Here is a 24,343-nt window from a genome sequence, read left to right as displayed (position 1 = left end):
CGATCACTGCACGATGAAGCTGGAGAAATGCACCTGCTGCACCGGGTTGTAGACCGGTGCAGCCCGGCGTTTCTTCTTGGTGGACGCACCCTCGTCGTCCGATTCGACCTCGATGTTGATGCCCAACGGGCGCACCGCCTCGCGGGCAATCTCGGCGGCCAGCACCTCCTTGCCCTCGCGGCCGAGCATGTCGGCCGCCGTCTTGTGCGACAGGATCATCAAGATGGCGTTGCGGATCGCCGGCATGTAGGCCTTCATCTCGTCGGCGAACTTCGCCTCGTCGATCTCCAGCGTGATGCCGATCTGGGCATAGCGGTCGCTGTCGCGGTCCGCCAGGTTGACGACGAACGGGTCAAGCGGCAGGTAGGCGGGTGGCACATGGGCATCCCGCTTATGGGGCTTGCGCGCTGGCGCCGCCTCCGCTGCATCGCCATGGCCGCCGCCTTCCGCTTCTGCGGCGGCATCGGCCTTGCGCTTCATCATCACATAGCCTCCCCCTCCGCCAGCGACCAGCAGCAAGACGACGCCGATGATGATCCAGAGCTTCTTGGACCCCTTCTTCGCAACAGTTTGTTCCGCACTCGCAGCGGCAGCCGACATGTCCTTCTCCTGCGTGCTTGAGGCCCCCGTGGTGTGGCCTCTGATTGAAGGCGATTATTGGGACCGGACCCTGGCGCCGATGTTCGGAAAAGCGCAGCAAATCCGGAGATGGCCGCGCCGACCGAGATCAGGCGAAGAGATCGAGACGTCCTGCACGCCCTGGTGAAGGGACGAGCGCAACCGGCGCGCGTGCGCCAGCCGCTGCACGGCCGTCGATCGAAAACACCTCCGTCTCGCGCCGGGGGGCACGCTCGCCGTAGCCGGAACGGCCATCGAACAGCGCCTCGCCCCGCTGCCGCCCGTCGGATCCAGTGCCGCCAGAGGCCTGGCCACCAGCGGCACTGGCTGCGAGCGACTCCTTCGACGCTTCGTGCACGCCGCTGTGGGTCAGCGAGACGCCCTCGTCCCGCAGCGCCTCGGTCAGCCCGGGAAGCGCCGCCTCCAGGTGGTGGCGGGTCAACGCCTCGCTGGCGCCGAACTCGATGCGGGCAGCGCTGCCATTCAGCTCGATCGACACCGACACTGGACCAAGTTCCACCGGATTCAGGTGCAGGGTCAGTGCCTGCGTGCCCTGCTCTGCCTGTCCAACCCGCCGCACCAGCTCCACCACGACCTCGTTGGAGAACCCTGGCTGCGTCACCGGGGTCTGGATCCAGGTCTGTGCAGGGGCCACGACCGGGCTGCCAGCGGGTGTCACCGATGCGGTCGACGTGGCCACGGCCGCCGCTGCGACCGATTGTGCAGCGGAGGGCAACAGCGCCTGGGCATCGGCTGCGGAGGTAGCGGATGCAGTCGACGCCTTGGGCTGTAGCGGATCTACCACGCGCGCGGCGTCCGATGGCGCCGCGGCAACGGGCAACGGCACGGCCCCCACCGCGTCCACAGGTTTATGGCCTGGGAACGCAGCCTGGGCTGCCGCTGCATCCGGCGACGCTGCTGACAGCACGCCGGCTGGCCGGGTTGCAACGCCGGGGAACTCGACCGCGGAGACACCGCTGCCTGCAGTTCTTGCGCCCAATCCACTGGAGCGGGTGTCCGTGTCGCGGCTGGCCGATTCAGGTCGACCGAGCAGACCCACGGGCAGCGCCTGCTGCAGCAGCGCCGCACCGTCCTGGCGGCCCAGCCCCACGCGGGCGGACTCGGCCGGCTGCGGCGGCTGCGCGGCGACTGGTGCCGGTGGCTGCGGTGCCATCTGCAGCATCCACTGCATCAGGGCCGTGTTCGTGCCGGCCGACGCGAGCGTGTCCGAGGTGTCGGCACTCTCGGGGCGCGGAGACTTGCCTGCAGCAGCCTCCGGTTCGACCACGTCCGACACCGCAAGGTCGGCGCCACCCGCGGCGCCTGCCACCGCCGCACGCCCACGGGCATCGGGCCGTGCCGCCTCCGCGCCTCGCTCCGGCGACAGCGCGCGACGCAGCAGCAGCGTCGCCACCGGAATGACCACGTCCGGCGCCGGAGCCTCGGTTGTGACGGCCGCTGCGTTGGCATCTGCGTCTGCGCCGCCCAGCGCCGGTCCGGCCGCCGCATCCGGCGTGGCACGGGTCGCGGCGGCCACCGTCAACGCGCGGGCAAAACCACCAGGCTCATCGGCGGTGTCGGCCGCGCCGGCAGCAGGGCCTCGCCCGGGCAGGCGGTCCGGGCGGGGAGCTTGGGGGGTGAGGATCGACAGGGGAGAATCCATGGGAATCACCAGCCGTTGCGGCCGGGCTCGTTGGTGCGTGCCCACGCGGCACGGGCGGAGCGTTCATCGGACTGGCGCTGTTCTTGGCGGTGCTGGTGCTGGTTGGTCGCGTCGGCACGGCGCTTCATGAGTTTGCTGATGGCGGCCACTCGCCGCTCGGCCTCCAGCGTGTCGCACTGTCGCTTCACGGCCGTCTGGCGGGCCCGGTCGACTTGTCCGGTCTGCAGGTCGACCGCGTCGTGAAGCCGGCCCGAGAACGCGTGGTGGCAGTGCAGCAGCGGGACCGCGACCGACTGGCTGAACGCCGCGGCCCAGCGCATCTGGTGGTCATGCCGGTAGGCGGTCAGCTGGGTCTGCTGCTGCACGGCCACCGACAAGGCGTTGTCGGCGCGCCGCTGCAGCGCGAGCGCCTGGTCACGCTGGCGTTCGGCATGTTCGAGAAGGGCCACCAGGGCTTGGGTCATGCGGGATTCAGGTCAATGTCGGGTGATGTGGCGCAACAGCGCCAGGCTGTCGCCCAGCGTCGCGCGCACGTCGGTGTCCTGCTGCAGCATGGCCATCATGGCGGGCTGCGCGCGCACGGCGGCGTCGAGTTCGGCATCGTGGCCGGGCACGTAGGCACCAAGCTGGATCAGGTCGCGCGCCTTGCTCAGCTTGGCGAGCATCTTGCGCATCTGGCGCGCGGACTCGATGTGCTCGCGCGTCGCCACATTGGTCATCACGCGCGAGATGGAGCGCTCGATGTCGATCGCCGGGTAGTGCCCCGATTCAGCCAGCTCGCGCGAGAGGACGATGTGACCGTCCAGGATGCCGCGCGCCGCGTCGGCGATCGGATCCTGCTGGTCGTCGCCTTCGCTGAGCACGGTGTAGAAGGCGGTGATCGAGCCCTGCCCCGCATGGCCATTGCCGCTGCGCTCGACGAGTTGCGGCAGCTTGGCGAAGCAGCTCGGCGGGTAGCCCTTGGTGGCAGGCGGCTCGCCGATGGCCAGGGCGATCTCGCGCTGCGCCATGGCGTAGCGGGTCAGCGAGTCCATCAGCAGCAGCACGTCCAGCCCCTGGTCGCGGAAGTGCTCCGCCACCGCGGTGGCGTAGGCCGCGCCCTGCAGCCGGTTCAGCGGCGGCGCGTCGGCCGGGGCAGCGACGACCACCGAGCGGCGGCGGCCCTCCACGCCCAGGATGTCCTCGATGAATTCCTTGACCTCTCGCCCGCGCTCGCCGATCAGGCCGACCACGATCACGTCGGCGGCGGTGTAGCGCGCCATCATGCCCAGCAGCACCGATTTGCCCACGCCCGTGCCGGCGAACAGCCCGATGCGCTGCCCCTTGCCGACGGTGAGCATGGCGTTGATCGAGCGCACGCCGGTGTCGAGCGGCTTGCGCACCGGGTCGCGCTCCATCGCGTTGATCGGGCGGCGCACCAGCGGCAGCGACTGCACATCGCGCAGCGGCCCGCCGTGGTCAAGCGGATTCCCGCTGGCATCGACCACGCGTCCCAGCAGCCCGTTGCCGATCGGCAGGTGGCGCGAGCGGTCCTCGCTGCGGCGCCACAGGTGGCGGCTCACGCCGAGTTCGGGGGCCTGCACCGGCACGTCCAGCGGAATCACCCGCGCGCCGCTGGCCAGCCCGTGGATCTCGCCGGCTGGCATCAGGAAGGCCCGATCCCCCGAGAACCCGACCACCTCGGCCTGGATCGCCGGTTGCCCCGGCATCAGCACCTCGCACAGCGATCCGACCGGCACATGGACGCCCGCGACCTCCAGCACCAGCCCGGCCACACGCACGAGCGTGCCCTGCACCGACAGCGGCAGCTTGACACTGGCCCGCTCGTGCAGGTCGTCGAGGTAGCGCGCCCAGGCGTCCGTCGAAGTGGTTTTCATGGGGTGGGCGCGCCGTCGTTCTGGTCCACCTCGGCCAGCACCGGCGAGCCCATCGCCGTCACGGCACAGGCCCAGCGGGTCGACAGCCGCGCGTCGACCACGCCCAGGTCCGACTCCACCAGACAGCCACCGCGCTCGATGTGGGCGTCGGCGACCAGCCGGGCACCGCGCGCCTCGACCGCATCGGCGCAGCCACCCGCGATCAGCGACAGGTCGTCGGGATGCACCCTCACCGTGATGTGGCGCGCCGACAGCAGCACCTCGGCCAGCGCCTCCTGCGTCACGTCCACGACCAGCGTCGCGCTGGTCTTCAATTCGCTGCGCACCACCTGGCGGGCCATCTGCATGGCGATGCCTGCCAGGCGCCGCGCGAGTGCGTGTTCCAGCCCGTCCAGCCCCTGCTGGAACTGCGACAGCAGCGCGGCCACCGGCGCGCCGACCTCGCTGACCTGTTGCCGGCGGAAGGTGTCCAGCGCTTCGCGGGCCTCGGCTCGCATGGTCTTGGTGGTCTCCTCGCGGCCCATCTGCCGGCCTTGCTCGAAGACTTCGGCCAGACGCGCCTGGAGCTGCGCCTGCCGGGCCGCACGCACGGCAGCCGGATCGACCGGCGGCGGTGCCGGCGCGGCGTCTGCGTTGGCGCCAGCCTTGGAAGGATCTGTCCCTTTGCGGCGCTGCGCATCCAGACTGTCGGGCACCCAGGCCACCGCCGGGCCAACCTCCCCGCGCGGGATGAAGCGGGCATAGGAGGGCGCGTTAGAGCGCATGAACCCTTCGGGCAGGTCGACGCGCGGCACCCGCTCGTGCCGCTCCAGCCGCTGCTCGAAGGTGTTCGGCGCGGCGTCGCGGGAAGCGTCAGAGGAACTGGCCATCGCCTCCTCCGCTCATGGCAATCTGACCATCGTCCGACAGACGGCGTACCACCGCCAGGATGGTTTTCTGCTCGGCCTCGACCTCCGCCACACGAACCGGACCGCGCGAGGCCAGGTCTTCGCGCAGCATCTCGGCCGCCCGGCTGGACATGTTGCGGAACACCTTCTCGCGCAGGTCCTCGGTCGCACCCTTGAGCGCCACGAGCAGCGATTCGCTCTGCACTTCCTTGAGTACCGTCTGGATGCCACGGTCGTCGACGCGCATCAGGTCGTCGAAGGTGAACATGTTGTCGGAAATCTTCTGCGCCAGATCCGCGTCGCTGCTGCGGATGTACTCCAGCACCGAGGCTTCCACCCCCGTGCCCATGAGGTTGAGGACCTCGGCCGCCGTCTTGACGCCGCCCAGGTTCGACTTGCTGCTGCGCCCACCACCGGCCAGTACCTTGGACAGCACCTCGCTGAGTTCCTGCAGCGCCGCCGGCTGCACGCCGTCGAGCGTGGCCAGGCGAATCATCACTTCGTTGCGCTGCGCCTCCGGGAAGCGCCGCAGCACGGCGCTGACCTGATCCGGTTCGAGGTGGACCAGGATCACCGCCACGATCTGCGGGTGCTCCAGCCGCAGCAGCTCGGCCACCGTCACGGCATCCATCCACTTCAGGTTCTCGATGCCCGGCGCGTCGTCGGCACCGATGATGCGGTCGAGCAGCAGCTTGGCCTTGTCGTTGCCCAGCGCGCGGTGCAGGACGTTGCTGACGTAGTCGTCGGTGTCGAGGCCGAACTCGATCAGCCCCTCTTCCTCCACCTGCTCCTCGAAACGCACCAGCACCCGCTCGTAGCGGTCGCGGGAAATCGACTTGGTGCGGGCGATCTTCTCGCCCAGGCTCTGCACTTCCTTGGGCGTGAGGTGGCGAAACACGTCGGCAGCGCCCTCCTCGCCCATTGAGATCAGCAGGATTGCTGCATCTTCCAGGCCTTGGTCATCCATGCATCGCCTCTCAGTCCGCTTCCTTGCCATTGGCCCAGCCGCGCAGGATGCGCGCGACCGACGCCGGATTCGTCCGCACCATCTGGCGCACGGCCTCCAGGCGCTTGTCCGAATCGCTCAACTCCACGTCCGGTGCGGGCAGCGCCACCAGCGTTTCACCACCGCTCAACGCCGGCAGCTCCGTCACGTCGTCCACCACGGTGTCGAGCTGGCCCGTCAGCTTCGCGGCCTCGACCTCCTTGTCCACACGGATGTCGCGCAGCACCGGCCGGATCACGCCAAACACCAGCGCCAGCCCAAGCAGACCCAGCACCAGCGGCACCGCCAGCGTGCGGATCATCTCCAGCGTCTCGGGCTGCTTCCACAGCGGCAGAATCTCGATCTTGTCCAGCACGGGCACCCGGAACGGTGCGTTGATCACCTTGACCGAGTCGCCACGCGCCTTGGAGAAACCGACGGTTTCCTGGACCAGCGACACCAGCTTGTCGATCTCCTCGGGTGCCAGCGGCTGCGACTGGGTCTGGCCCTTCTTGTCGGTGCTGGTGCGGTGGTTCACCACGACAGCCACCGCCAGACGCCGGATCGCACCCGACGCGGCACGGGTCACCCGGACGGTCTTGTCGATCTCGTAGTTCGTCACCGCATCGCGCCGACCACCTGCGCCGGGTGCGCCGCCCTGCCCGATCTGCGATGCCTGCATGGTCTGCGCCGCGCCGTTGATGGGCGCGGATGCAGCGGCCTGCGGCTGGTTGGTGGCCGCGCCCGGTACACCGCTGGCCAGTGCGCCGCCGCCGGCCCCGCCGGTGCCGTTTTCCGACAACTGCGCGCTGCGCACCGCGGCAGGTACCCCGCCCTGGTTGGGCTTGAATTCTTCGGTGGTCGATTCGGATTGCGAAAAATCCATCTCGGCCGACACCTGCGCACGCAGGTTGTCACGGCCGACGATCGGCTCCAGGATGTCGAGGATGCGCTTGGTGTAGAGCGCCTCGATGCGCGCGATGTGCTGCACCTGGTTGGAGTCGAGTCCGCCTGCGCCGCCGTCGCCACTGTCCGAAAGCATCGCCCCGGACTGGTCGAGCACGCTCACCGATTTCGGGTTCAGCTCGGGCACGCTGGCCGAGACCAGGTGCACGATGCCGGCAATCTGGGCGCGGTCGAGCGTCTGGCCGCCGTGCAGCGTCAGCAGCACCGAGGCGCTGGGCTTCTGCTGGTCGCGGAAGAAGCCGTTCTGGTTCGGCAGCGCCAGGTGGACGCGGGCCGACTCGACCGCCGACAGCGCGGTGATCGAGCGCACCAGTTCGCCCTCCAGGCCACGCTGGAAGTTCAGCCGCTCCTGGAACTGGGTCGTGCCGAAGCGGGCGTTGTCCATCAGCTCGAAGCCGACGGTCGAGCCCTTGGGCAGCCCGGTCTGCGCCAGCTTCAGGCGCACGTCGTGCACCTGGTCCGCCGGCACGAGCACGGCGCCGCCGCCCTCGCTGAAGCGGTAAGGCACGTTCATCTTGGTCAGCTGCGCCACGATGGCGCCGCCGTCCTTGTCGTTCAGATTGGAGAACAGCACGCGGTAATCCGGACGCGCGCTCCACATCACTGACAGGCCGATGACGGTCAGAAGCAGCAACAGGCCACCCGCGAGCATGGCCTTGCGCATCGGGGGCAAGGCGGAGAAACGCTCCGCCAGACGTGCCACGCCAGCGCCGGGAACTGGCGGTGGTGCAGTCAAGGTGGTCGAGCTGGAGAGGTCCATGTCCAATCGGTCGTTACACGCAGGCCCAAACGGTCGCGCTGGAAACGAATTATTCGAGTACCGCCTTCTGCCGAAGCCGGAAACAGGCAACCGATCGCCGCACTCTTCCGTCCATCTCGGCGGCCCTGCGTCCCTAGGATGGCGAAGCTGTGGAGAACCCTCATGGACATGAAGCTCAAACCGTTCGACTTTGCCCAGGCTGTTGCGCGCGCCGGAATGGCCGGCCTGGGTTCCACCTCATCGACGCCATCCGTGGAAGGCCCCAGTGGCGGCTTCTCGCAGGTGTTCACGCAGGCTCTGCGCAATGTCAGCGGCGCACAAAACGAAGCACAGGCACTGCAACGCGAGGTCTCCCTGGACAACCCCAAGGTCAGCCTCGAAGAGACGATGATCGCGATGCAGCGGTCCAACATCGGCTTCCAGGCGGCCCTGCAGGTACGCAACCGCATGGTGCAGGCCTACAGCGACGTGATGAGCATGCAGGTCTGAGATCGCGCCACCGTGTCAAGCAAAAAGCCCCCGAGGTCTGCGCGACCCCGGGGGCTTTCGTCCATCAGAGGAGCCGATGCAGCGACTTCAAAGTGTCAGCAGGCGGTGGCGCTTCTGCGTGTGGTCCAGGTAACGCTGCAGGTCGCGCTGCGCCCCGGTGGCGAGATCCACCAGCTCGCAGCCGATGCGACGGTACTGGGTGGGCGACAGGCCGACCTCCGAGATGTGCATGACCCGCAGCGTCACATGCAGCCAGGTCGACGCATCCAGCTCGATGACGACCTCCGGCAACATCTGTCCGCAGCGAAACAGGTCCAGCTCTTCATTGAGCATCAGTGCCACGCCGGTGTTGCTGATGTCGATGATGCGCAGATCGATCTGGCGGCGCGCCAGGTCCGGGTGGCTCAGCACGGCGTGCGGCTGGGCCCGGCCGGCCGGGCGGACGCGAAACGCATGGCGGCGCTGGAAGCGGTAGACCTCGCGCGGGTACTGCGCATTGAAGGCACTCGCGCTGCGGCCGTGCACGAGCACCAGATCGTGCAGGTCGAACTGCACCTTCACGCTGTCGAGGTAGCCGGTGGCCATCACCTCGTGCGACTCGGCCATGCGCTGCACCGCTTCGTCGCGCGGATCTGCGGCAAACACCAGCACGCCGCGCTGCGGGTCTTCGGCCCAGAGCGAGGTCGTGTAGTTGACGCCGTCCGGCGTGGTCAGCGACAGGGGCACATCCCCCTCGACGAACTGCTTGAGCAAGGCACGGATCTCGACCAGCGCGCGCACACGGTGTTCGCTGACGTCGGCGGCGGGTTCACCAGCGCCAGCCGTTGAAGGGAAAGTCGGGGTAGTCATCCGGATCGCTCCTGCCAGGACTCGTCAGGCTCGGTTGAGCGCAGCGCTCAGTGAAGGGTGTTGTGGGGCGGGCCGGCCAGCATGCTGTCCAGATCCTCCAGCCACGGCTCGGCGAGCATGCGGATCTCGGCGTCATTGAGCAGGATGCGCTGCATGATGCGGGACTTCATCTGCACCTCTTCGGTGGCGAGCCGGTCCTGACCCGCCGCGTGCTTGAGCTGCGAGATCAGCACCGCGCAAGCCCCTTCGAGCTTGACGACGCGGTCCCAGTTGCCCACGCGGGCGGCTTCCAGCATGTCGAGACTGGCTTGCTCGATGGCCTCGTAGTATTGCAACAGGGTGCTCTTGCGCAGCGGGGGGCTGTGCGTGGATCGGGCGGTGGCGGCTTTGGACATGTTGGACCCAGTTTTTGACTTCAGTACCAGGGGCAGGCAGGCCGATCGCCCGGGCTCAAGCCGCAGCCCCGTGAGAAACCTTCGCGCCGATCGCCGCCCAGGCATCCCGCAGGGGCCGGATCAGACGCTCCACCTCGACGAGCAGCGCAGGGTCATTGCGCAGGTTGCCGCGGGTCAGCTGGACCACCGCGTAGCCGTACAGGTTGCGCAGGTTCAGGGCAATCTCGCCACCCGACACCATGTCGAGTCCCGCGATCAGCCCCTCCTCCAGGATGCGCACTGCACGGCTGATCTGTGCACACTTCAGCTCGATCACACCCCCCGCCATCGCCGCCCGTGCCCGACCGACCGATTCGAGGAAACCGTCGTACAGCATCAGCACGAGGTGGTGCGGCGAGGCCGACGAAACGCCCGTTTCCACGCCGATCTGCCGATAGGCATTGGCGAAATGCTGCGGACGATTGAAGGGTGTGGACAGGGCGCTGTTGAACATGCGATGGCTTCGGTTGGGAGGCGATTGACGACTTGGGGGAGCAGTGTCTGTTGCTTATCGACGGGGCAATGCGGGGACTTGAGATCGGATGCGCGAGCAGATCGCCTCACACCGCCACCGGCTCGGCAGCCAGTGGCGCCGGTGCCAGACCCGCATCCTGGCGCGCCACCATGCGCAGCACGAGCCGCTCGAAGTCACGCGCAAAGCGGCGACCGTCAAACAGCGGCGACTGGGTGCGCGCACCGTCCAGACGGCCTGCGAGCGCCCGGAATTCGGCCGGATTCAACGCCAGGGCGACGGCCGACTGGATGTACTGATCGATGTCGGTGCACGCCAGCTCTGGCAGGTCCAGGGCATGCAGCAGACTGCCCGCGACCCGGGAGGCAAAGCTCTGGCCCATCAGCGCGAGCACGGGCACACCAGCCCACAGCGCATCGCTGGCGGTGGTGTGCCCGCCGCAGGGGAAGGTGTCGAGACACAGATCGGCCAGCGGCAGGCGCGAGCGGTGCAATTCCCCGGACACGAAGGGCGCAAAGACCAGCCGGTCCGGGTCCAGCCCGTGCTGCACCGCCGCGGCGCGCAGGCGTTCCCGGGCAGGCACCTGCTGCACCAGCAGCCAGAGCACGGAGCCTGGCGTCGCCTCCAGGATGCGGCACCAGGCCGCGAACACTTCCGGCACGATCTTGTAGGCCATGTTGAAGCTGGCGAACACGAAGGTGGCGTCCTCGGGCAACCCGCACTGCTGGCGCGTGACCGTTGTCGGCCGTGTCCGGGTGCTGTCGTTGGGCTGGTAGCAGTGCGGCATCTGCGCGATGCACTCGGTGAAGTGAGGCTGGGCGTCCATCGGCGTCGTGACCGGATCGCCGATGAAATAGTCGAGGCTGGGCGCACCCGCCGTCCCCGGGAAACCGAGCCAGGCGACCTGGATCGGTGCGGGGCGGTGCGCCAGCACGTCCATGCGCGAGCCGAGCGTGTAGCCCTTCAGGTCGAGCAGCAGCCCGATCTGGTCCTCGCGGATCCGGGCGGCCAGTTGCGCGGAGGACAACTCCGCCGTCTCGGTCCAGCAGGTGGCCGTCCGCTGGACACGCGCCCGCAGATCGGATTGGTCATCGGGGCCGCCCGAATAGAAATACAGCTCGAAGCCACCGCGGTCGATGCCCTCCAGAAACTCGGCCATCAGGATGCTGGTGGCGTGGACATGGAAGTCGCTCGACATCAGCCCGATGCGCAGCTTGCCGCCGGGGCGCGGCACCTTCTGGCTGGAGCGCTGCTTCACCGGCTGCATCCCCGCGCAATGCTCCTGGTAGGTGAGGCTGGCGGCCCATTTCAGGATCTCGGGATCGTCGGTGAGCGTGATGAGCGGGAACGGGCTCTTGCCGGTCACCGGCCGCTGCCGGGTCGATTCCACATGGGCGATGCACAGGCGCAGCCGCTCGAAATCGTCGGCAAGGCCAGCCCAGTCGCAAGCCCAGGAGCTGGCGTGTGCCGCGCACAGGGCCGAGCCGAAATCCAGCGGGTTGTCGTCGAGCAGCATGCGGTAGCACCAGGCCGCCTCGGCATGCCCGCCGAATTTCATCAAGCCGTGGCCCATGCCCTGCAAGGCCTGCTTTTTCATGGCCGGATCGTTGGCCGCCAGGGACAAGGCCCCCGAACACGACCGGACCGTGCCCTCGAAATCCAGCCGTGCCAATTGTGCCTTGGCCTTGGCGAGATACCATTTTCCGCTGCGCGCGACGTCGGCCTGCAATCCATCCAGCACGGCCAGCGCCTCGGTATGCCGGTGGGCCTCCAGCAGAAAATCTGCCAGCAGCAGGCATACCTCGGCATCCCCCTGCTGGAGTTGCCATGCGCGGCCCAGGTGCTGAATCGCCAGTTCCGGCTGTCCGAGTTTGTGCTCGCATTGCGCCAGCAGCAGCCAATACAGTTGCTGGCGCGGCTCAGCCCGCGCCGCCTTGAGAAACTGTTCCCGGGCCGCACTGGCCTGGCCCTTGCGGAGAAACTCCTTGCCCCGGATTCCTGCGCGGCGGGCCAGATCGCTTTCGCCCTTTTGTGCGGCAGGACGGAGCGGTGCAGTGCGTACAGCGGTGGTGGCAGTCATGGTCGGAGCGCAGCCTGGAAAAGCAGAAGTGGGGACGAGTCTAGGACCCACCCCCATCTGCCATCACCGGAAAAAGTCCCCGCCAGACGCCTGTTTGCTTACCCGTAAAGCTGCTTGATCATGAGGCTGACGGAGTTGCTGGTCGCCGTGATGTTCGACATCCGCTGGTCCAGTGCGTCATATTGCTTGCGCAGGCGGGCTTCGATTCCCTGGTAGCGCGTGTCCAGCGCATCCTGCCGGTCATTGATCCGGCGCAACTGGCTCTTGAGCCCGCCAGTCCGGGTTTCCATCGGGCCGTCCGTGCCCTGTGCCGCATCAGCAAATGTCCGGAATCGTTTCATGAATCCGGTCAGTGCCGTGGAATCTCCGGTCCCCCCGCTGTTCAGCAAGGCCTTGACCTGGGCAGGATTGGCCAGCGCATCGTCCAGCTTGGTCGATTTCAATTCCAGACGCCCTGTGGCATTCAGCGACAAGCCAATGTCCGACAGGCGCTTCAGCGACCCGCTGCCCGTGCCGGCAAACTCGTCGTGGAGCAGCGACTGCATCTTGTTCAACAGCCCGATGGCCGTGCGGTCCGACTGCAATTTGCCCGCGGTCTTGGTCGCAGCGTCGTATTTGGTCTCCGTCTTGACCTGGTCGACCATGCCGTTGTAGGCCGACATGAAATCGTTGATCTTGGTCTTGACGTCCGAAAAATCGGCCGCGACCGACATCTCGACGGCACTGGTGGTGGTCTTGTTCAGCTTGATCGACAGCCCTTCGATCACGCCGTCGAGCGTGTTCGAGGCCGAGGTGATCGAGATGCCATTGATGACTGCGTGCGCATTGCGGGCGCTCTGGCTCAGCGTCATCGGCGAAGACACGGCCGTGGCATCGAAGGCCAGCGCCGACAGGCCGGTGGCGGCATTGCCATCGTCATTCGTCTCGCTGGCCGACACGCGGAAGGCGTTTTCTTCGCCTGTTGCTGTCGAGCGCAGCGTCAGGCGTGCGCCCGAAGCGTCCGTGATGATGCCGGCCGTGACGCCTGCGGCGGCGGCATTGATCTTGTCCCGGATCGAGCCCAGCGAGATGTCCCCGGACCCGATCGATATCGTGATGCCGGACGTACCGGACTTGGAGGTGAACGCAGTCGGTGGAGCCCCCCCCGTCCAGCTGCCGATGTCGATCGTCAGGCTGCCTTCGGACAGGGCGGCGCTGCTGGAGGCGAAGGCCGTGCTGCTCACGGTCTGTGCTGCCGCCAGCGTGTCGACCTGCAACGTGTGGGAGCCGACCACGCCGTTCTTTCCGCTGACCGAGGTCACGGTGGCCACCGTGGAGTCCGTCAGCGTCGTGGTGGTGTTGCCCCAGAGCGAGGTCGAGTTGAACGCAGCCGCCTTGTCACGCAGCGTGCCCAACGCGTTCTGAATCTTGCCGAAGGACGAAATCTTGGCGTTGATCGACGACTCTTCCTTGTTGAGGGCGATCAGCGGTTGTTTCTCGATCGTCATCAGCTGGCTGATGATGGATGAGACGTCCAGGCCGCTGCCCAGACCGGATGAGGTGACGGAACCCATGGCACAAACTCCTCAAGCACCGATGCGCAAACGCGGCTGGGCCGGTCTGCGCACTCGATGCATCGACATGACAGGAAAACGGGGCAGGTGCATCCGGCGATGTAGCCCGCCCCGGCCTATTCCACTTCCGCTTCGATCAGCGCAACAGCGACATCACCTGCTGCGGGGCCTGATTGGCCTGCGCCAGCATCGCGTTGCCCGCCTGCTGCAGCACCTGGGCGCGCGACATGTTCGAGGTTTCCACCGCGAAGTCCGCGTCCATGATCCGGCCCTTGGCCGCCTGCAGGTTCTCCGACGTCGTGCTCAGGTTCGCCACCACGCTCTCGAAGCGGTTCTGCACCGAACCCAGGTTCGAGCGTGCCGACGTCACTTCGTCGATCGCCGCGTCCAGGTTCGACATCGTGGCCAGCGCATTCGCTGCCGTGGTGATGTTGGCGGCAGTCCCGGTGATCGCGGCGTCCATGCCGGCCCCGGCCGAGATGTCGGTCAAGGACACCGTGATGGCATCCGTGGCAACGTTGTCGGCACCGACCTGGAAGGCCATGTCGGTGGCCGAGGCGTTCAGCAGGTTGTTGCCGTTGAACTTGGTGCCGCCGATGACACGGGTCACTTCCTTGGCGAGTGCCTGGTATTCCTCGTCCAGGTTGGCGCGGTCGCTGGAGCTGTTGGTCGAGTTGGACGACTGCACCGCCAGTTCACGCATGCGCTGCAGCGATTCACCGATCTTGCCCAGTGACCCTTCTGCCGTCTGCGCCAGCGAGATCGCGTCATTGGCGTTGCGACCGGCGACGGCCATGCCCTTGACTTGCGCCGTCATGCGTTCGGCGATGGCCAGGCCGGCCGAGTCGTCCTTGGCCGAGTTGATGCGCAGACCCGTCGACAGGCGCTGCATCGAGGTGCTGAGCGAGCCTTGGGTCGAGCTCAGGGCACGCTGAGCCGTCAGCGAAGACATGTTGGTGTTGATGGTCGAGGCCATGGCGAACTCCATTCAGTATCTGTTGAGCGGGGCACCGCGGTGGGTGCCCTATCGGCCCTGCAACATAACGTTCGGGCCGTGCAGTGGTTTTCGTACTCGACCACGGGAACTTGAGCAGGGGATATGAAAACTTCTGCCTCGCTACTTTGTCGACGGGAGAACCATTTGGTACCAAGTTGAAGCCGAAAACCTGCCCCTGAAGTGATAAAACACAGGGAGGTGGACAACGGAGACCCCATTCATGCTCAACATCGTCGTGGCCCGTCGGGGAGAAGAGGTGCGCTGGATCGATGAACTGCCCGATCACTGCACGGTGACGGTCTACACCGACGATGCGTCCCACGGTGTGCCGCTGGACGTGACGCGGCACATCGAACTGGTGCGACTGCCAGGACAGTACAGCGTCGGCGAGCTGTACCTGGCCCACCTGAAGCGCCCGGCGCGCGGCGTGGCCGAGGCGTTCACGGTGTTCTGCCCGGGCGACCCGCTGGCGGTGTGCCCGGATTTCTTTGCGCTGCTGGACGTTGCCGTGCTCTGGGGCGACGTCCAGCCGCTGTCGCAATCGGTGCAGGCGGGCGAGCACGCAGCGCAGCCGCGGGACTGGCTGGCCGAGCTGCCGGTCGCACCGGTGCGCTTCGACCTGCGCAGCTGGGCACCGCTGGGCACGTTCGACAAGGCGATGTACCGCGTGCAGCAGCGTTACCGCCAGACCCACCAGCTGCTCGACCACAGCCACCCCGGCGTGCATTTCTTCGAGGCATGCCAGCTGGACACGCTGGCGCAGGCGGTCGGCACGCATGACCTCGGCGTGCGCGACAGCGGCTTGCTGTTCGCCGTACGCCAATCGCTTGTCACCGACTGGCAGGCAGCGCACGGGCCGGCGCTGCCGCAGGTGTGCGCATGGCTGCGGCAGGATCCGTCGCACGGGCGGATCTGGGACCAGTTCTGGCTGCACCTGTTCGGCCTGCCCTTCGTGCGGCTGGCCGCACTGGCACCGCCAGCCCCCACAGCGTTCGACGGCGAGGACGAGGCGCCAGAGGACTTCTCGCTCAGCCGGGCGCTGGCCACCATCGACGACACGCTGGCGCGTCTGGCACCACCACCACTGGCCAATCCCGGTCACCGGCCCTCCGCGCTGCACGTGGCCCGTGCCATCGCGGCCGCACAGGCCCGCCACGCACCCCAGCCTTCCGCCGAAGCCCGGCAGGAACGGATGGACTTGTCCGAGCGGGCTGCACAGGCCTTCCGCGTGGGCGATCTGCAATACGCGGTCGCCTGCGCCCGGCTGGCGCTGAAACACGAGACGGATCACACGGCAAGCCGGTTCACGCTCGCGATGGCGCTGGCAGCGCAAGGAAACCGCGAAGAAGCACTGGAACAGTTCGAACGCCTGCTGCAAGCCGATGCCCCCGTGTCGGACCGGATCCGCGTGTCAGACCGCACGACTGCGCCCGCCCGACCCCAGTGATCCGTGCAAACGTGCCATCCGGGGATGACACGCTGTAGGAATTTGCCTGACACGCTACAAGAAGTTCGGGGACTCAAGGCACGGAAGAGGGCTGATGTTCCCGCCCAGTTCATGTCATCAGAATCGACTCCATCGACAACGCCTCGCCAACCTCCCTGAGGCAGCGAAGCCCACCAGACCGACAGGAGCCCGACATGAACACCGAACAGATCCTCTCCGAAATCCGCGAAGCCAATCTGTCCTACATGATGCTGGCACAGAGCCTGATCCGCGCCGACCGCGAGCAGGCGCTGTTCCGTCTGGGTGTCTCGGAAGAGACCGCCGCCATCCTGGAGATGCTGTCGCCGGCCCAGATGCTGAAGATTGCCGCCGGCAACACCCTGCTGTGCCGCATGCGTGTCGACGACGATCTGGTGTGGAGCCTGCTGACCAACCACGGCAAGAGCGCCGCCAACGACGGTGTCTCCCGTCTGCACGCCTGCATCCTGATGGCTGGCCGCCACCAGGAAGCCGCCTGAGTCGCGCCCAGCGCAGATCCAGTCCACGACGACGCACCGGGGAAGAACACCATGAAATGCAAGAGCATCCTGACCGAAGCACGGCAGATCGAACGCGCGGTCACGCTGATCAAGCTGGGCGCCCGCCTGCAAGTGCTGGAGTCGGAGACCGACCTGTCCTACGAGCGCCTGCTGCGCCTGTACAAGGAAGTCGCCGGCAAGTCGCCGAGCAAGGGCCAGCTGCCCTTCTCCACCGACTGGTTCATGACCTGGCAGCCGAACATCCACGCCTCGCTGTTTCTCAATACCCATGAATACCTGAACAAGGTGGCCGAACTCGAAGAGATCGACACCGTGATCAAGGCGTATCAGCTCTATCTGGAGCAGACCCAGGCCCAGAATCTGGAGCCGCTGCTCTCCGTCACCCGCGCCTGGCGGCTGGTGAAGTTTGTCGACAACAGCATGCTGACGATGACGAAATGCTCCAAATGTGGCGGCCACTTCGTCACCCATCCACACGAAATCGCCAAGCACTTCATCTGCGGCCTGTGCAACCCGCCGGCACGTGCCGGCAAGGGCAAGGCCAGCGGCTCGCTGCAACTGCACTGACCCGCACGGACACCCTGCACCATTTCCCCCACACCTCTCCCGGTGTGTTCATACGGACCCACGGCGCTGCGCCTGGGTCCGTTTTTTATTCCGCCCCAGTTCCGCTCAAGGAGACCAACCGTGGACATCACGCTGGACCGACCTGCCTCCCGCACCGAGACCCTGCCCGTCACCCATGCCACCGAGCAGCCCTGCAAGTGCTGCGGTGCGCGCGCCCGGCTGTCGGGCTTCGTGGACTTCGACCGTGACTGCTTTGGCTACAACGCCAAGCGCGCCCAGGTCCGGGGTCTGCCCATCGCCTACTACCGTTGCGCGGAATGTGAATTCGGCTTCACCGACGCCTTTGACGACTGGAGTCCGGCGGAGTTTCAGGCCCACATCTACAACGGCGAATACGCACTGTTCGACCCGAACTTCGCCACCCAGCGCCCGCAGAACACCAGCACGCTCGTCCAGCACCTGATCCACAACCGCGCCGTGCGCATCCTCGACTACGGCAGCGGCAACGGCCACACCGCCCGGCTGCTGCGCGAGGCCGGCTACGCGAACGTCACCGAATACGACCCCTTCCATGGTGATCCGGTCAAACCGGCCCAGGGCGGTTTCGATCTCGTCATCTGCATCGAGGTCGCCGAGCACGTGCCCGATCCGCTGCGGCTGTTCGCGGAGCTGAACTCCTACACCGCCGCCCACGGCATCATCCTGCTGTCGACCAAGGACATGGCCGACGTGCAGGGCGACTGGGTGAACGACTGGTACGTCGCGCCCCGCAACGGGCACATCTCGTTCTATTCCAGCCGGACGCTCACACTGCTGGGCAACAGCCTGAACCGCAGCTACCGCAGGCTCGACGGCTTCCGGCATCTGCTGATGCCCAAGGCCGGCTGACGGCCCAAGGTCAGACCGGCACCGTGCCGCAGCGGGTCGACTCGGCGATGAACAGCCGCCCGCTGCGCCAGACGATCTCGACCTTCAGCGCGGAGGCGGCATCCAGCTGCGTCCAGAAACTGTCCTGCTGGTGCCGGGCCACGGCAACCATGCCTGGCGGATCCTCCGGCAGGGCTTGCAGGGCGGAGAGCCGCTGCGCGGCCTGCCCGATGAAGTCGGGAATGTCCCGGCGGGCGATGCGTCGGACCAGCCCGGCGTGGTGCGGATCGGCAAATTTTTCGATGATGAACTGCCCGTGCGTGCAGTGGCGCAGCGACGCGATCAGGCAGGTCAGCGCTTCGCGGTCCGCCGTGTCGCTGCCGACCGCGAGATAAAGCGACGCCGCAGGCGTGTCCGCACCAGACGGCACCACGAAACGCGCACCCGCCGCGACCACCCAGAGCCGCTGCCGCTCGTTGGGGCGGAAGGTCGCCCAGAGGTCCAGATCGGTCTGCGCGTTGAACACCACCGCACGGAAACCGAAGCGCGCCGCCAGCTTCAACGCGCCGTGCCCGCCCATGCTGCCGAAGTAGCAGGTCACCCGCTCCGGTGCGAAATCGGGCAATACCCGTTCTCGGACCAACGCAGCGAGGTCCTCGAACACCGATCCGCTGTACCAGTTGAATTCCGGGTTGTGGACAAACAGCAGGTGGTGACCGGGCATGGTGCGCCGCAGACCTTGCACCTGCGCAAACCCGTGCCGGCTTTCCAGACAGGACATCACGATCAGCAGCTCGCCGTTGGCTTGTTCCGGCGGTGGCTGGATCCACAGGTGTTCGCGCCCCGGTCCGTCGGCCAGCCACGGCAGCCACTGCTGCAACGGCTCGCTGGCCAGGCGGCGGCGTGCTTCGTCCGCATGGTCCGGGTCGCCGACCAGTTGTTGCCACAGCGCCTCGGCGCGGCGCAGGTCACGGCGGCGGTCGGTGGCGCGGGATTCCAGCGCGCCGTCCAGCAGCGCCCGCGCCAGCATCGCCCGCGCCAGCGTGCGCAGCCCTTCCGGCGTATCGGCGGCCGCCTCCAGGCACTGCCACTGCGCAAGCTCGGCGCTGCCCGCAGCGCCGTCGGAACCGCCATCGAGCAGCATGCACAGGGTCTGCACGCCGGCCATGTTCTCGTCCCCCAGAAGCTTCAGCAGCGCGCAGAGCCACTGGCGGGACTGCACATCGCTGTCGGCCGCCCGCGCATCGGCCAGCGCACGGAAGGCACCGGCGACATCCCCCCGGTCCATCGCCTGCAGCGCCAGCGCGCGGCAGAGCGCCGCGACCGAGGCCGGCGCCAGCGCACCGCTGTCCAGCAGCGTGCGCGCCGTGTGCTCCGGCAGATCGCCGCGTTCGGCGAGGTCATGGCAGGCGTCGAGCGCCCCGAGCATCCGCCAGCCAGGTGACTCTGATTCAGGCGATGGCACGGCCGGCCCATCCCCCAGCACAACCCGCAACCCGCGCACACGGTCCTTGGCGGACTCGCGGTGCAAGGTGGTCAGCAGACACGCGCGCCAGGCCGGATCCGGCAAGCGTGCAGGCTGCAACCATTGCGACTGCAGTGCCGCACTCAGCACCAGCGTGCCCTCGCCCTCCAGCCAACGCCTGAACCAGCGCGGCGACAGTGCCGCCGCACCACCGCCCTGCACGCACTGTCCCAGCGTGTCGGTGGCCAGCGCCACATTGCCGACCCGCACCGCCAGTTCGAAGATCCGCGCCATGCCCTGCGCCCACGGCGCGGCACCGGCCTCCACCGCGGCGACGGTCTGCCCCAGCAGCCGATCGGCCTCGGCCGGCGGCAGATCCAGCACATCCAGATCAAGCCGCGCGCGAATGGCCAGCCACTGCGCCTCGGGCAAGGCCGAGGATCCCGTCTGGCCGTGCGCGTGCAACAGCGCCAGCACATAGGCCGGCGCCAGCGGGCAGTGCCCCGAGCGGGTGAGGTGCCACTCCGCCAGGCCCCGCCAGGTGTCGGGCGCGTCCCAGTCTCCGACCATGTGCCGGCACCACGGCGCCAGCCGGCCGTCCAGCCACCGACCGGCCGCCTCGTGCGTGGCCGCATCCAGCGACCGCCAGAGTTGCCAGAGGTGGCGGTGCAGCGCCAGCCGGTCCTCGGCGTCGAGGTCGGCGGCAACCAGCGGCAGCATCTGCCTCAGCTGCTGCGCCTCGCCGAACGGGGATGGCAGGCCCGTGATCCAGTCCTGCACGGACTGGTGGTTCGGGTAGGTACGGACAGGTGAAAGCGAAAGGGCGGAGTGCGGAGCCATCGCAGGAATCTAGGCCGGACGCCGGACACCCGGCGGGTCGAAATGCAGGGATCGTCGGCACCAGTTGCACCGCCCGCCCCGCTCGGACGGTGCAGGAAACTGCCACAGACGCGCGCGCTTTTTCAGGCCTTGGTGGCCGACACCGACTGCCACCATGCACAGCATCCCCACCCGCCCGGCCAGCCCCATGCGCGAGCAACTCCACTCTTCCGACACCGCCACCCCGGAGCGACCGATGCCCCAGATCCGCGACACGCCGTCGGTGCCGGATCTGCTGTCCCGCATCGAGGCCACCGAGGCACTGGGCGATCAGATCAGCCAGGCGATCGACCAGCTGGTCGATGCCGTGCTGAACCTGCAGCCACCCGCTGCGCCCGCACCCCAGGTGGACCCCGCCGCGCTGGCAGGTCTGGAACGCCGGATGCAGGCGCTGGAGCAGCAGGTCAACCTGGGCCAGGCCTGCCAGGAGCTGACACGCACCTCGCAATTCCATCCGAAGGAGCGCAGCGTCGTCTTCGTCGGCACCACCTATTTCGGCTGCAACATCAAGTACGCCTGGCTGGCCTTCCGCGAACGGGCACGCCAGGAAGGCATCACCGCCTGGTTCCTGCCGCAGACCGGACAGCAGGAGCAAGCCGTCACCGCCCTGGGCGAGGCCTGCTTCCCGCTGAACCACAACGACTGGAGCACGGCGCACGTGCATGCGGCGCTGTCGGCCGCCGTGGTCGTGACCTGCGACCACCTGCTCAATCCGAATCCCTACGCCGCTGCGCTGCTGGCGGGTGCACGCCACGTGCAGCTCTGGCACGGCATCTCGATCAAGGAAATCGGCCTTCGCAACCTCGCACCTCTGCGCCAGATGTCCGCGCGCTTCGCCCGTGTGCTGTCCACCTGCGGCCCCTACACCCGCCTGGTCGGCACCTCGGCCGGACAGGAATCGGAGTGGCGCCGCTGGTTCGGCTTCGAGCGCTACGCGCCGATCGGCTACCCGCGCAACGACGTGCTGCTGCGCGAACCCGATGCGGCCGACCTGCTGAACGTCGACATAGAGATCTACCAGCTGGCGCGCAAGACCCGTGCGGCCGGCCAGCGCGTGGTGCTGTACGCCCCGACGTTCCGGGACGCCCGGCGCGGCACCTGGCTGCTCGAATCCGGGCTCGAACAGCTCGCGCAGGGGCTGGCCAAGCGCGGCGATCTGCTGATCGTCAACGTGCACCCGGTCGAATCCCCGCTGATTCCGCAACTGGCGGTCGCGATACCGACGGCCCGCTTCGTGACGCCGCGCACCGACCTCTATCCGTTGATGCGCGAAACCTCGCTGCTGGTCACCGACTATTCCTCGGTGATGTTCGACTACCTGCTGCTCGACCGGCCCATCGTGCTGTTCCGTCCGGATCACCAGGACTACGTCACCCGCTCGCGCCAGCTCTTCGACGCCAAGCTGGACGAACACCCGGGTCCGCTCGCCACCAGTGCGCAGGCGCTGCTGGAGGTGCTGCGCCAGCCGGACGCGCAGTCCTGCAAGTTCGCCGCCACGCGCGCCTCGATGCGCCAGCGCCTGTTCGACCACACGGACGGACGTGCGGGCGAACGGCTCGGCCAGCTCCTGCTGGACGAACTGGAGGCCGCCCTCTGCCCACCCTCGGGAGTCACCCCATGCCCCATGTCCAGTTCCTGAGCGGCCCGGCGCGCCTGCGGCACCCGGCCCGGCTTCACTCCATCGCGCTCACCTACGGCACCTACGACCTGTTCCACATCGGACACGTCCGGCTGTTCGAGCGGATCAGGGAGCGTTACGACCGGCTGATCGTGGCCGTGTCCACCGACGAGTTCAACGCCCTCAAGGGCAAGCGATCGGTCGTGCCGTTCGCGGACCGGATCGCCATGGTCCAGGCCTGTCGCCATGTCGACGAGGTCATCGCCGAGACCGACTGGACCCAGAAGGCCCGCGACATCGAGGCCTATGGCGCGGACGCACTGGTGATGGGCAGCGACTGGACGGGACACTTCGATGAGTTCCGATCGCTGTGCGACGTGGTGTATCTGCCGCGCACCGAACACGTGTCCAGCACCGAACTGAAGACGGACATCGTCTCCCGCGCCCTGGCGCCAATCCAACAACCCGCCTGAGGCTTGATGACCATGCCCGCTGTCCTGCGCCGCCCGTCGGTCATCCGCCCGCCAGGTGCCATCCCGCTGACGAAGCGGCACCCGCGGATAGCAGCTCCCGGGCGGCACTTGCCGTGGCCACTGCCGGCGCTGCTGTGCTGGGCGCTGGCCTGGGGGCACTGGGTAGGGCTGCTGTCGCTGGGAACGGGAGCCGGGGTTGCCTTCTCCGGAGCGGTGCTGGTCGGCAGCGCGCTGGCGCTGCTGGCCGCCTCGCGCTGGCGCCGGCTGATGATCGCCGCCGGCTTCCCGCTGTCGTTCGCGCTCAGCGGGCTGGCCAGCGGCTGGTCCGCGGTGTGGTGGCTGTTGCCGCTGGCGCTGCTGGCGGTGGCCTATCCGGTGCGGGCCTGGTCGGATGCGCCGCTGTTTCCAACCGGTGCGAAGGCACTGGCCGGGCTGGACGAGCTGATCGGTCTGCCTGCGGACGCCCGCGTGCTGGACGCCGGCTGCGGCCTCGGCCACGGCCTGCAGGCCTTGCGCCGGACGTGGCCGCAGGCGCAGCTGGAAGGCATCGAGTGGAGCCGGCCCTGGCGGCTGATTGCCGCGCTGCGCTGCCCATGGGCGACGATCCAGCGCGGCGACATGTGGGCACAGTCCTGGGCCGGGCACGATCTCGTCTATCTGTTCCAGCGACCCGAAAGCATGCCCCGCGCGGTCGAGAAGGCCCAGCGCGAGATGCGGCCGGGCACCTGGCTCGTCAGTCTGGAGTTCGAGGCACCCAGTCTGCGTCCGCATGCCCGTCTACAGCACCCCGGCCAGCGCCCGGTGTGGATCTACGCGATCCGTGAAACCCGCCCCGGGACGGGCCACGGCCCGCGCCACCACGACTCAAGTGTCGAGTCCTCCTGACCGATATGCAAATCACGGCGCTGATCGCGGGGCTCCCCGCAGTCGCAGCGCCCCATGAAGTCATCTGAGGAAAAGGTCTCTCATGTTCGTCATCATTGGATGGGTAGTCGCCATCGGCTGCATCTTCGGCGTCTACGCCGCACACGGAGGCAACATGAGCGTGATCTTCCACGCCCTGCCCTTCGAGATGCTCACCATTTTCGGCGGCGCCCTCGGCGCCTTCGTCGCCAACAACCAGATGAAGGTGCTCAAGGCGTCAGGCAGGGGACTGGCCGGGTGCTTCAAGGCATCCAAGCACTCCAAGGCCCGCGCGATGGAGCTACTGGCGATGCTGTTCGAGATTCTGCAGAAAACCCGCAAGGAAGGGTTGATGTCGATCGAGAAGGACATCGAGGATCCACACGCCTCGGCGCTGTTCCAGAAGTTCCCCGTCGTCGGCAATGACCACCATGTCACCGAATTTGTCTGCGACTACCTGCGCATGATGGTCTCGGGCAATCTGAATTCCCACGAGATCGAGTCCCTGATGGACATTGAGCTCGAAACCCACCACCACGAAGCCCACGGTGGCGCAGCGGCCATTGCCCGGCTGGCCGGCGCCCTGCCCGCCTTCGGCATCGTGGCCGCGGTGCTGGGCGTCGTGAACACCATGGGCTCGGTGGGCCAACCGCCAGCGGTGCTGGGCGGGATGATCGGCTCGGCACTGGTCGGTACCTTCCTGGGCATTCTGCTGGCCTATGGCTTCGCCGAGCCACTGGCGGGCCTGATGGAGCAGAAGGTCGACGAAGACGGCAAGGAGCTGCAGTGCGTCAAGACCGTGCTGCTCGCCAGCATGCAGGGCTACGCGCCGCAGATCGCCATCGAGTTCGGCCGCAAGGTGCTGTACTCGACCGAGCGCCCGACCTTCACCGAGCTGGAACAGCACGTCAAGAAGAAGTGACCGTCACCCGCCCGGATGACGTGACCCCAGGAG

General features: G+C 67.6%; 23 protein-coding genes. 9 read left to right on the top strand and 14 right to left on the bottom strand.

Annotation, left to right across the window (positions count from 1 at the left end; all coding sequences use genetic code 11):
- Window positions 1-3 precede the first annotated feature (3 nt).
- From RMP06_RS10385 to fliF, 7 genes are all read right to left on the bottom strand, one after another.
- Window positions 4-600 carry a flagellar basal body-associated FliL family protein gene (locus RMP06_RS10385; RefSeq protein ID WP_310461702.1) on the bottom strand — a complete coding sequence of 199 codons (597 nt, stop codon included), beginning with the start codon at window positions 598-600 and terminating at the stop codon, window positions 4-6.
- 127 nt (window positions 601-727) lie between these two features.
- Entirely contained in the window at window positions 728-2,281 is a 1,554-nt protein-coding gene (locus RMP06_RS10380) for a flagellar hook-length control protein FliK (RefSeq protein ID WP_310461701.1), read from the bottom strand.
- A gap of 5 nt (window positions 2,282-2,286) precedes the next feature.
- Window positions 2,287-2,745, bottom strand: coding sequence for a flagellar export protein FliJ (locus RMP06_RS10375; protein ID WP_310461700.1), 459 nt, complete (start codon window positions 2,743-2,745; stop codon window positions 2,287-2,289).
- Window positions 2,746-2,757: 12 nt separating this feature from the next.
- Entirely contained in the window at window positions 2,758-4,158 is a 1,401-nt protein-coding gene (gene fliI, locus RMP06_RS10370; protein WP_310461699.1) for a flagellar protein export ATPase FliI, read from the bottom strand.
- Window positions 4,155-5,027 carry a FliH/SctL family protein gene (locus tag RMP06_RS10365; protein ID WP_310461698.1) on the bottom strand — a complete coding sequence of 291 codons (873 nt, stop codon included), beginning with the start codon at window positions 5,025-5,027 and terminating at the stop codon, window positions 4,155-4,157. The genes fliI and RMP06_RS10365 overlap by 4 nt, the downstream gene beginning before the upstream one ends.
- Complete coding sequence (fliG, locus tag RMP06_RS10360) at window positions 5,011-6,012, bottom strand: flagellar motor switch protein FliG (RefSeq protein WP_310461697.1); 1,002 nt, start codon at window positions 6,010-6,012, stop codon at window positions 5,011-5,013. Before fliG ends, RMP06_RS10365 begins: the two co-directional genes overlap by 17 nt.
- Before the next feature lie 10 nt (window positions 6,013-6,022).
- Window positions 6,023-7,756, bottom strand: coding sequence for a flagellar basal-body MS-ring/collar protein FliF (gene fliF / locus RMP06_RS10355; RefSeq protein WP_310461696.1), 1,734 nt, complete (start codon window positions 7,754-7,756; stop codon window positions 6,023-6,025).
- Between the two features lie 162 nt (window positions 7,757-7,918).
- On the opposite strand from fliF, the gene fliE reads away from it, so the two are divergent.
- Entirely contained in the window at window positions 7,919-8,245 is a 327-nt protein-coding gene (gene fliE, locus RMP06_RS10350) for a flagellar hook-basal body complex protein FliE (protein WP_310461695.1), read from the top strand.
- An 87-nt stretch (window positions 8,246-8,332) separates the two neighbouring features.
- Here the strand turns inward: fliE and RMP06_RS10345 are convergent, their stop codons facing one another.
- The 6 genes from RMP06_RS10345 to RMP06_RS10320 form a co-directional block, all read right to left on the bottom strand.
- Entirely contained in the window at window positions 8,333-9,094 is a 762-nt protein-coding gene (locus tag RMP06_RS10345; RefSeq protein ID WP_310461694.1) for a flagellar brake protein, read from the bottom strand.
- Window positions 9,095-9,141: 47 nt separating this feature from the next.
- Complete coding sequence (locus tag RMP06_RS10340) at window positions 9,142-9,489, bottom strand: flagellar protein FliT (RefSeq protein WP_310461693.1); 348 nt, start codon at window positions 9,487-9,489, stop codon at window positions 9,142-9,144.
- Between the two features lie 55 nt (window positions 9,490-9,544).
- Entirely contained in the window at window positions 9,545-9,982 is a 438-nt protein-coding gene (fliS, locus tag RMP06_RS10335) for a flagellar export chaperone FliS (RefSeq protein ID WP_310461692.1), read from the bottom strand.
- 106 nt (window positions 9,983-10,088) lie between these two features.
- Window positions 10,089-12,080, bottom strand: a complete 1,992-nt coding sequence (locus tag RMP06_RS10330) for an O-linked N-acetylglucosamine transferase, SPINDLY family protein (RefSeq protein ID WP_310461691.1) — start codon at window positions 12,078-12,080, stop codon at window positions 10,089-10,091.
- 98 nt (window positions 12,081-12,178) lie between these two features.
- Complete coding sequence (fliD, locus tag RMP06_RS10325) at window positions 12,179-13,633, bottom strand: flagellar filament capping protein FliD (protein WP_310461690.1); 1,455 nt, start codon at window positions 13,631-13,633, stop codon at window positions 12,179-12,181.
- Window positions 13,634-13,769: 136 nt separating this feature from the next.
- Window positions 13,770-14,609, bottom strand: coding sequence for a flagellin N-terminal helical domain-containing protein (locus RMP06_RS10320; protein ID WP_310461689.1), 840 nt, complete (start codon window positions 14,607-14,609; stop codon window positions 13,770-13,772).
- Between the two features lie 241 nt (window positions 14,610-14,850).
- Between RMP06_RS10320 and RMP06_RS10315 the strand changes: the two genes are divergently transcribed.
- The 4 genes from RMP06_RS10315 (at window position 14,851) to RMP06_RS10300 (ending at window position 18,071) form a co-directional block, all read left to right on the top strand.
- Complete coding sequence (locus RMP06_RS10315; protein ID WP_310461688.1) at window positions 14,851-16,077, top strand: hypothetical protein; 1,227 nt, start codon at window positions 14,851-14,853, stop codon at window positions 16,075-16,077.
- A 194-nt stretch (window positions 16,078-16,271) separates the two neighbouring features.
- On the top strand, window positions 16,272-16,595 hold the full coding sequence (gene flhD, locus RMP06_RS10310) for a flagellar transcriptional regulator FlhD (protein ID WP_310461687.1): 324 nt from the start codon (window positions 16,272-16,274) through the stop codon (window positions 16,593-16,595).
- 51 nt (window positions 16,596-16,646) lie between these two features.
- Window positions 16,647-17,183, top strand: a complete 537-nt coding sequence (gene flhC, locus RMP06_RS10305; protein WP_310461686.1) for a flagellar transcriptional regulator FlhC — start codon at window positions 16,647-16,649, stop codon at window positions 17,181-17,183.
- 120 nt (window positions 17,184-17,303) lie between these two features.
- Entirely contained in the window at window positions 17,304-18,071 is a 768-nt protein-coding gene (locus tag RMP06_RS10300; RefSeq protein ID WP_310461685.1) for a class I SAM-dependent methyltransferase, read from the top strand.
- A 10-nt stretch (window positions 18,072-18,081) separates the two neighbouring features.
- On the opposite strand, the gene RMP06_RS10295 is transcribed toward RMP06_RS10300, so the two are convergent.
- On the bottom strand, window positions 18,082-20,355 hold the full coding sequence (locus RMP06_RS10295; RefSeq protein ID WP_310461684.1) for a hypothetical protein: 2,274 nt from the start codon (window positions 20,353-20,355) through the stop codon (window positions 18,082-18,084).
- Between the two features lie 154 nt (window positions 20,356-20,509).
- Here RMP06_RS10295 and RMP06_RS10290 point away from each other — a divergent pair, with 154 nt between their 5' ends.
- From RMP06_RS10290 to motA, 4 genes are all read left to right on the top strand, one after another.
- Window positions 20,510-22,033: a CDP-glycerol glycerophosphotransferase family protein gene (locus RMP06_RS10290; RefSeq protein ID WP_310461683.1), complete on the top strand. Its 1,524-nt coding sequence runs from the start codon at window positions 20,510-20,512 to the stop codon at window positions 22,031-22,033.
- Entirely contained in the window at window positions 22,012-22,485 is a 474-nt protein-coding gene (locus tag RMP06_RS10285; RefSeq protein ID WP_310461682.1) for an FAD synthase family protein, read from the top strand. Before RMP06_RS10290 ends, RMP06_RS10285 begins: the two co-directional genes overlap by 22 nt.
- Before the next feature lie 6 nt (window positions 22,486-22,491).
- Window positions 22,492-23,370 carry a class I SAM-dependent methyltransferase gene (locus RMP06_RS10280; RefSeq protein ID WP_310461681.1) on the top strand — a complete coding sequence of 293 codons (879 nt, stop codon included), beginning with the start codon at window positions 22,492-22,494 and terminating at the stop codon, window positions 23,368-23,370.
- Window positions 23,371-23,452: 82 nt separating this feature from the next.
- Window positions 23,453-24,310, top strand: a complete 858-nt coding sequence (gene motA / locus RMP06_RS10275; RefSeq protein ID WP_310461680.1) for a flagellar motor stator protein MotA — start codon at window positions 23,453-23,455, stop codon at window positions 24,308-24,310.
- The last annotated feature ends 33 nt before the right edge of the window (window positions 24,311-24,343 follow it).

It is taken from the genome of Sphaerotilus sp., from assembly GCF_031429695.1.
Taxonomy (GTDB): domain Bacteria; phylum Pseudomonadota; class Gammaproteobacteria; order Burkholderiales; family Burkholderiaceae_C; genus Sphaerotilus.
Note: the sequence above shows the minus strand (reverse complement) of the source record. Positions and strands in the feature narration are given on the sequence as shown.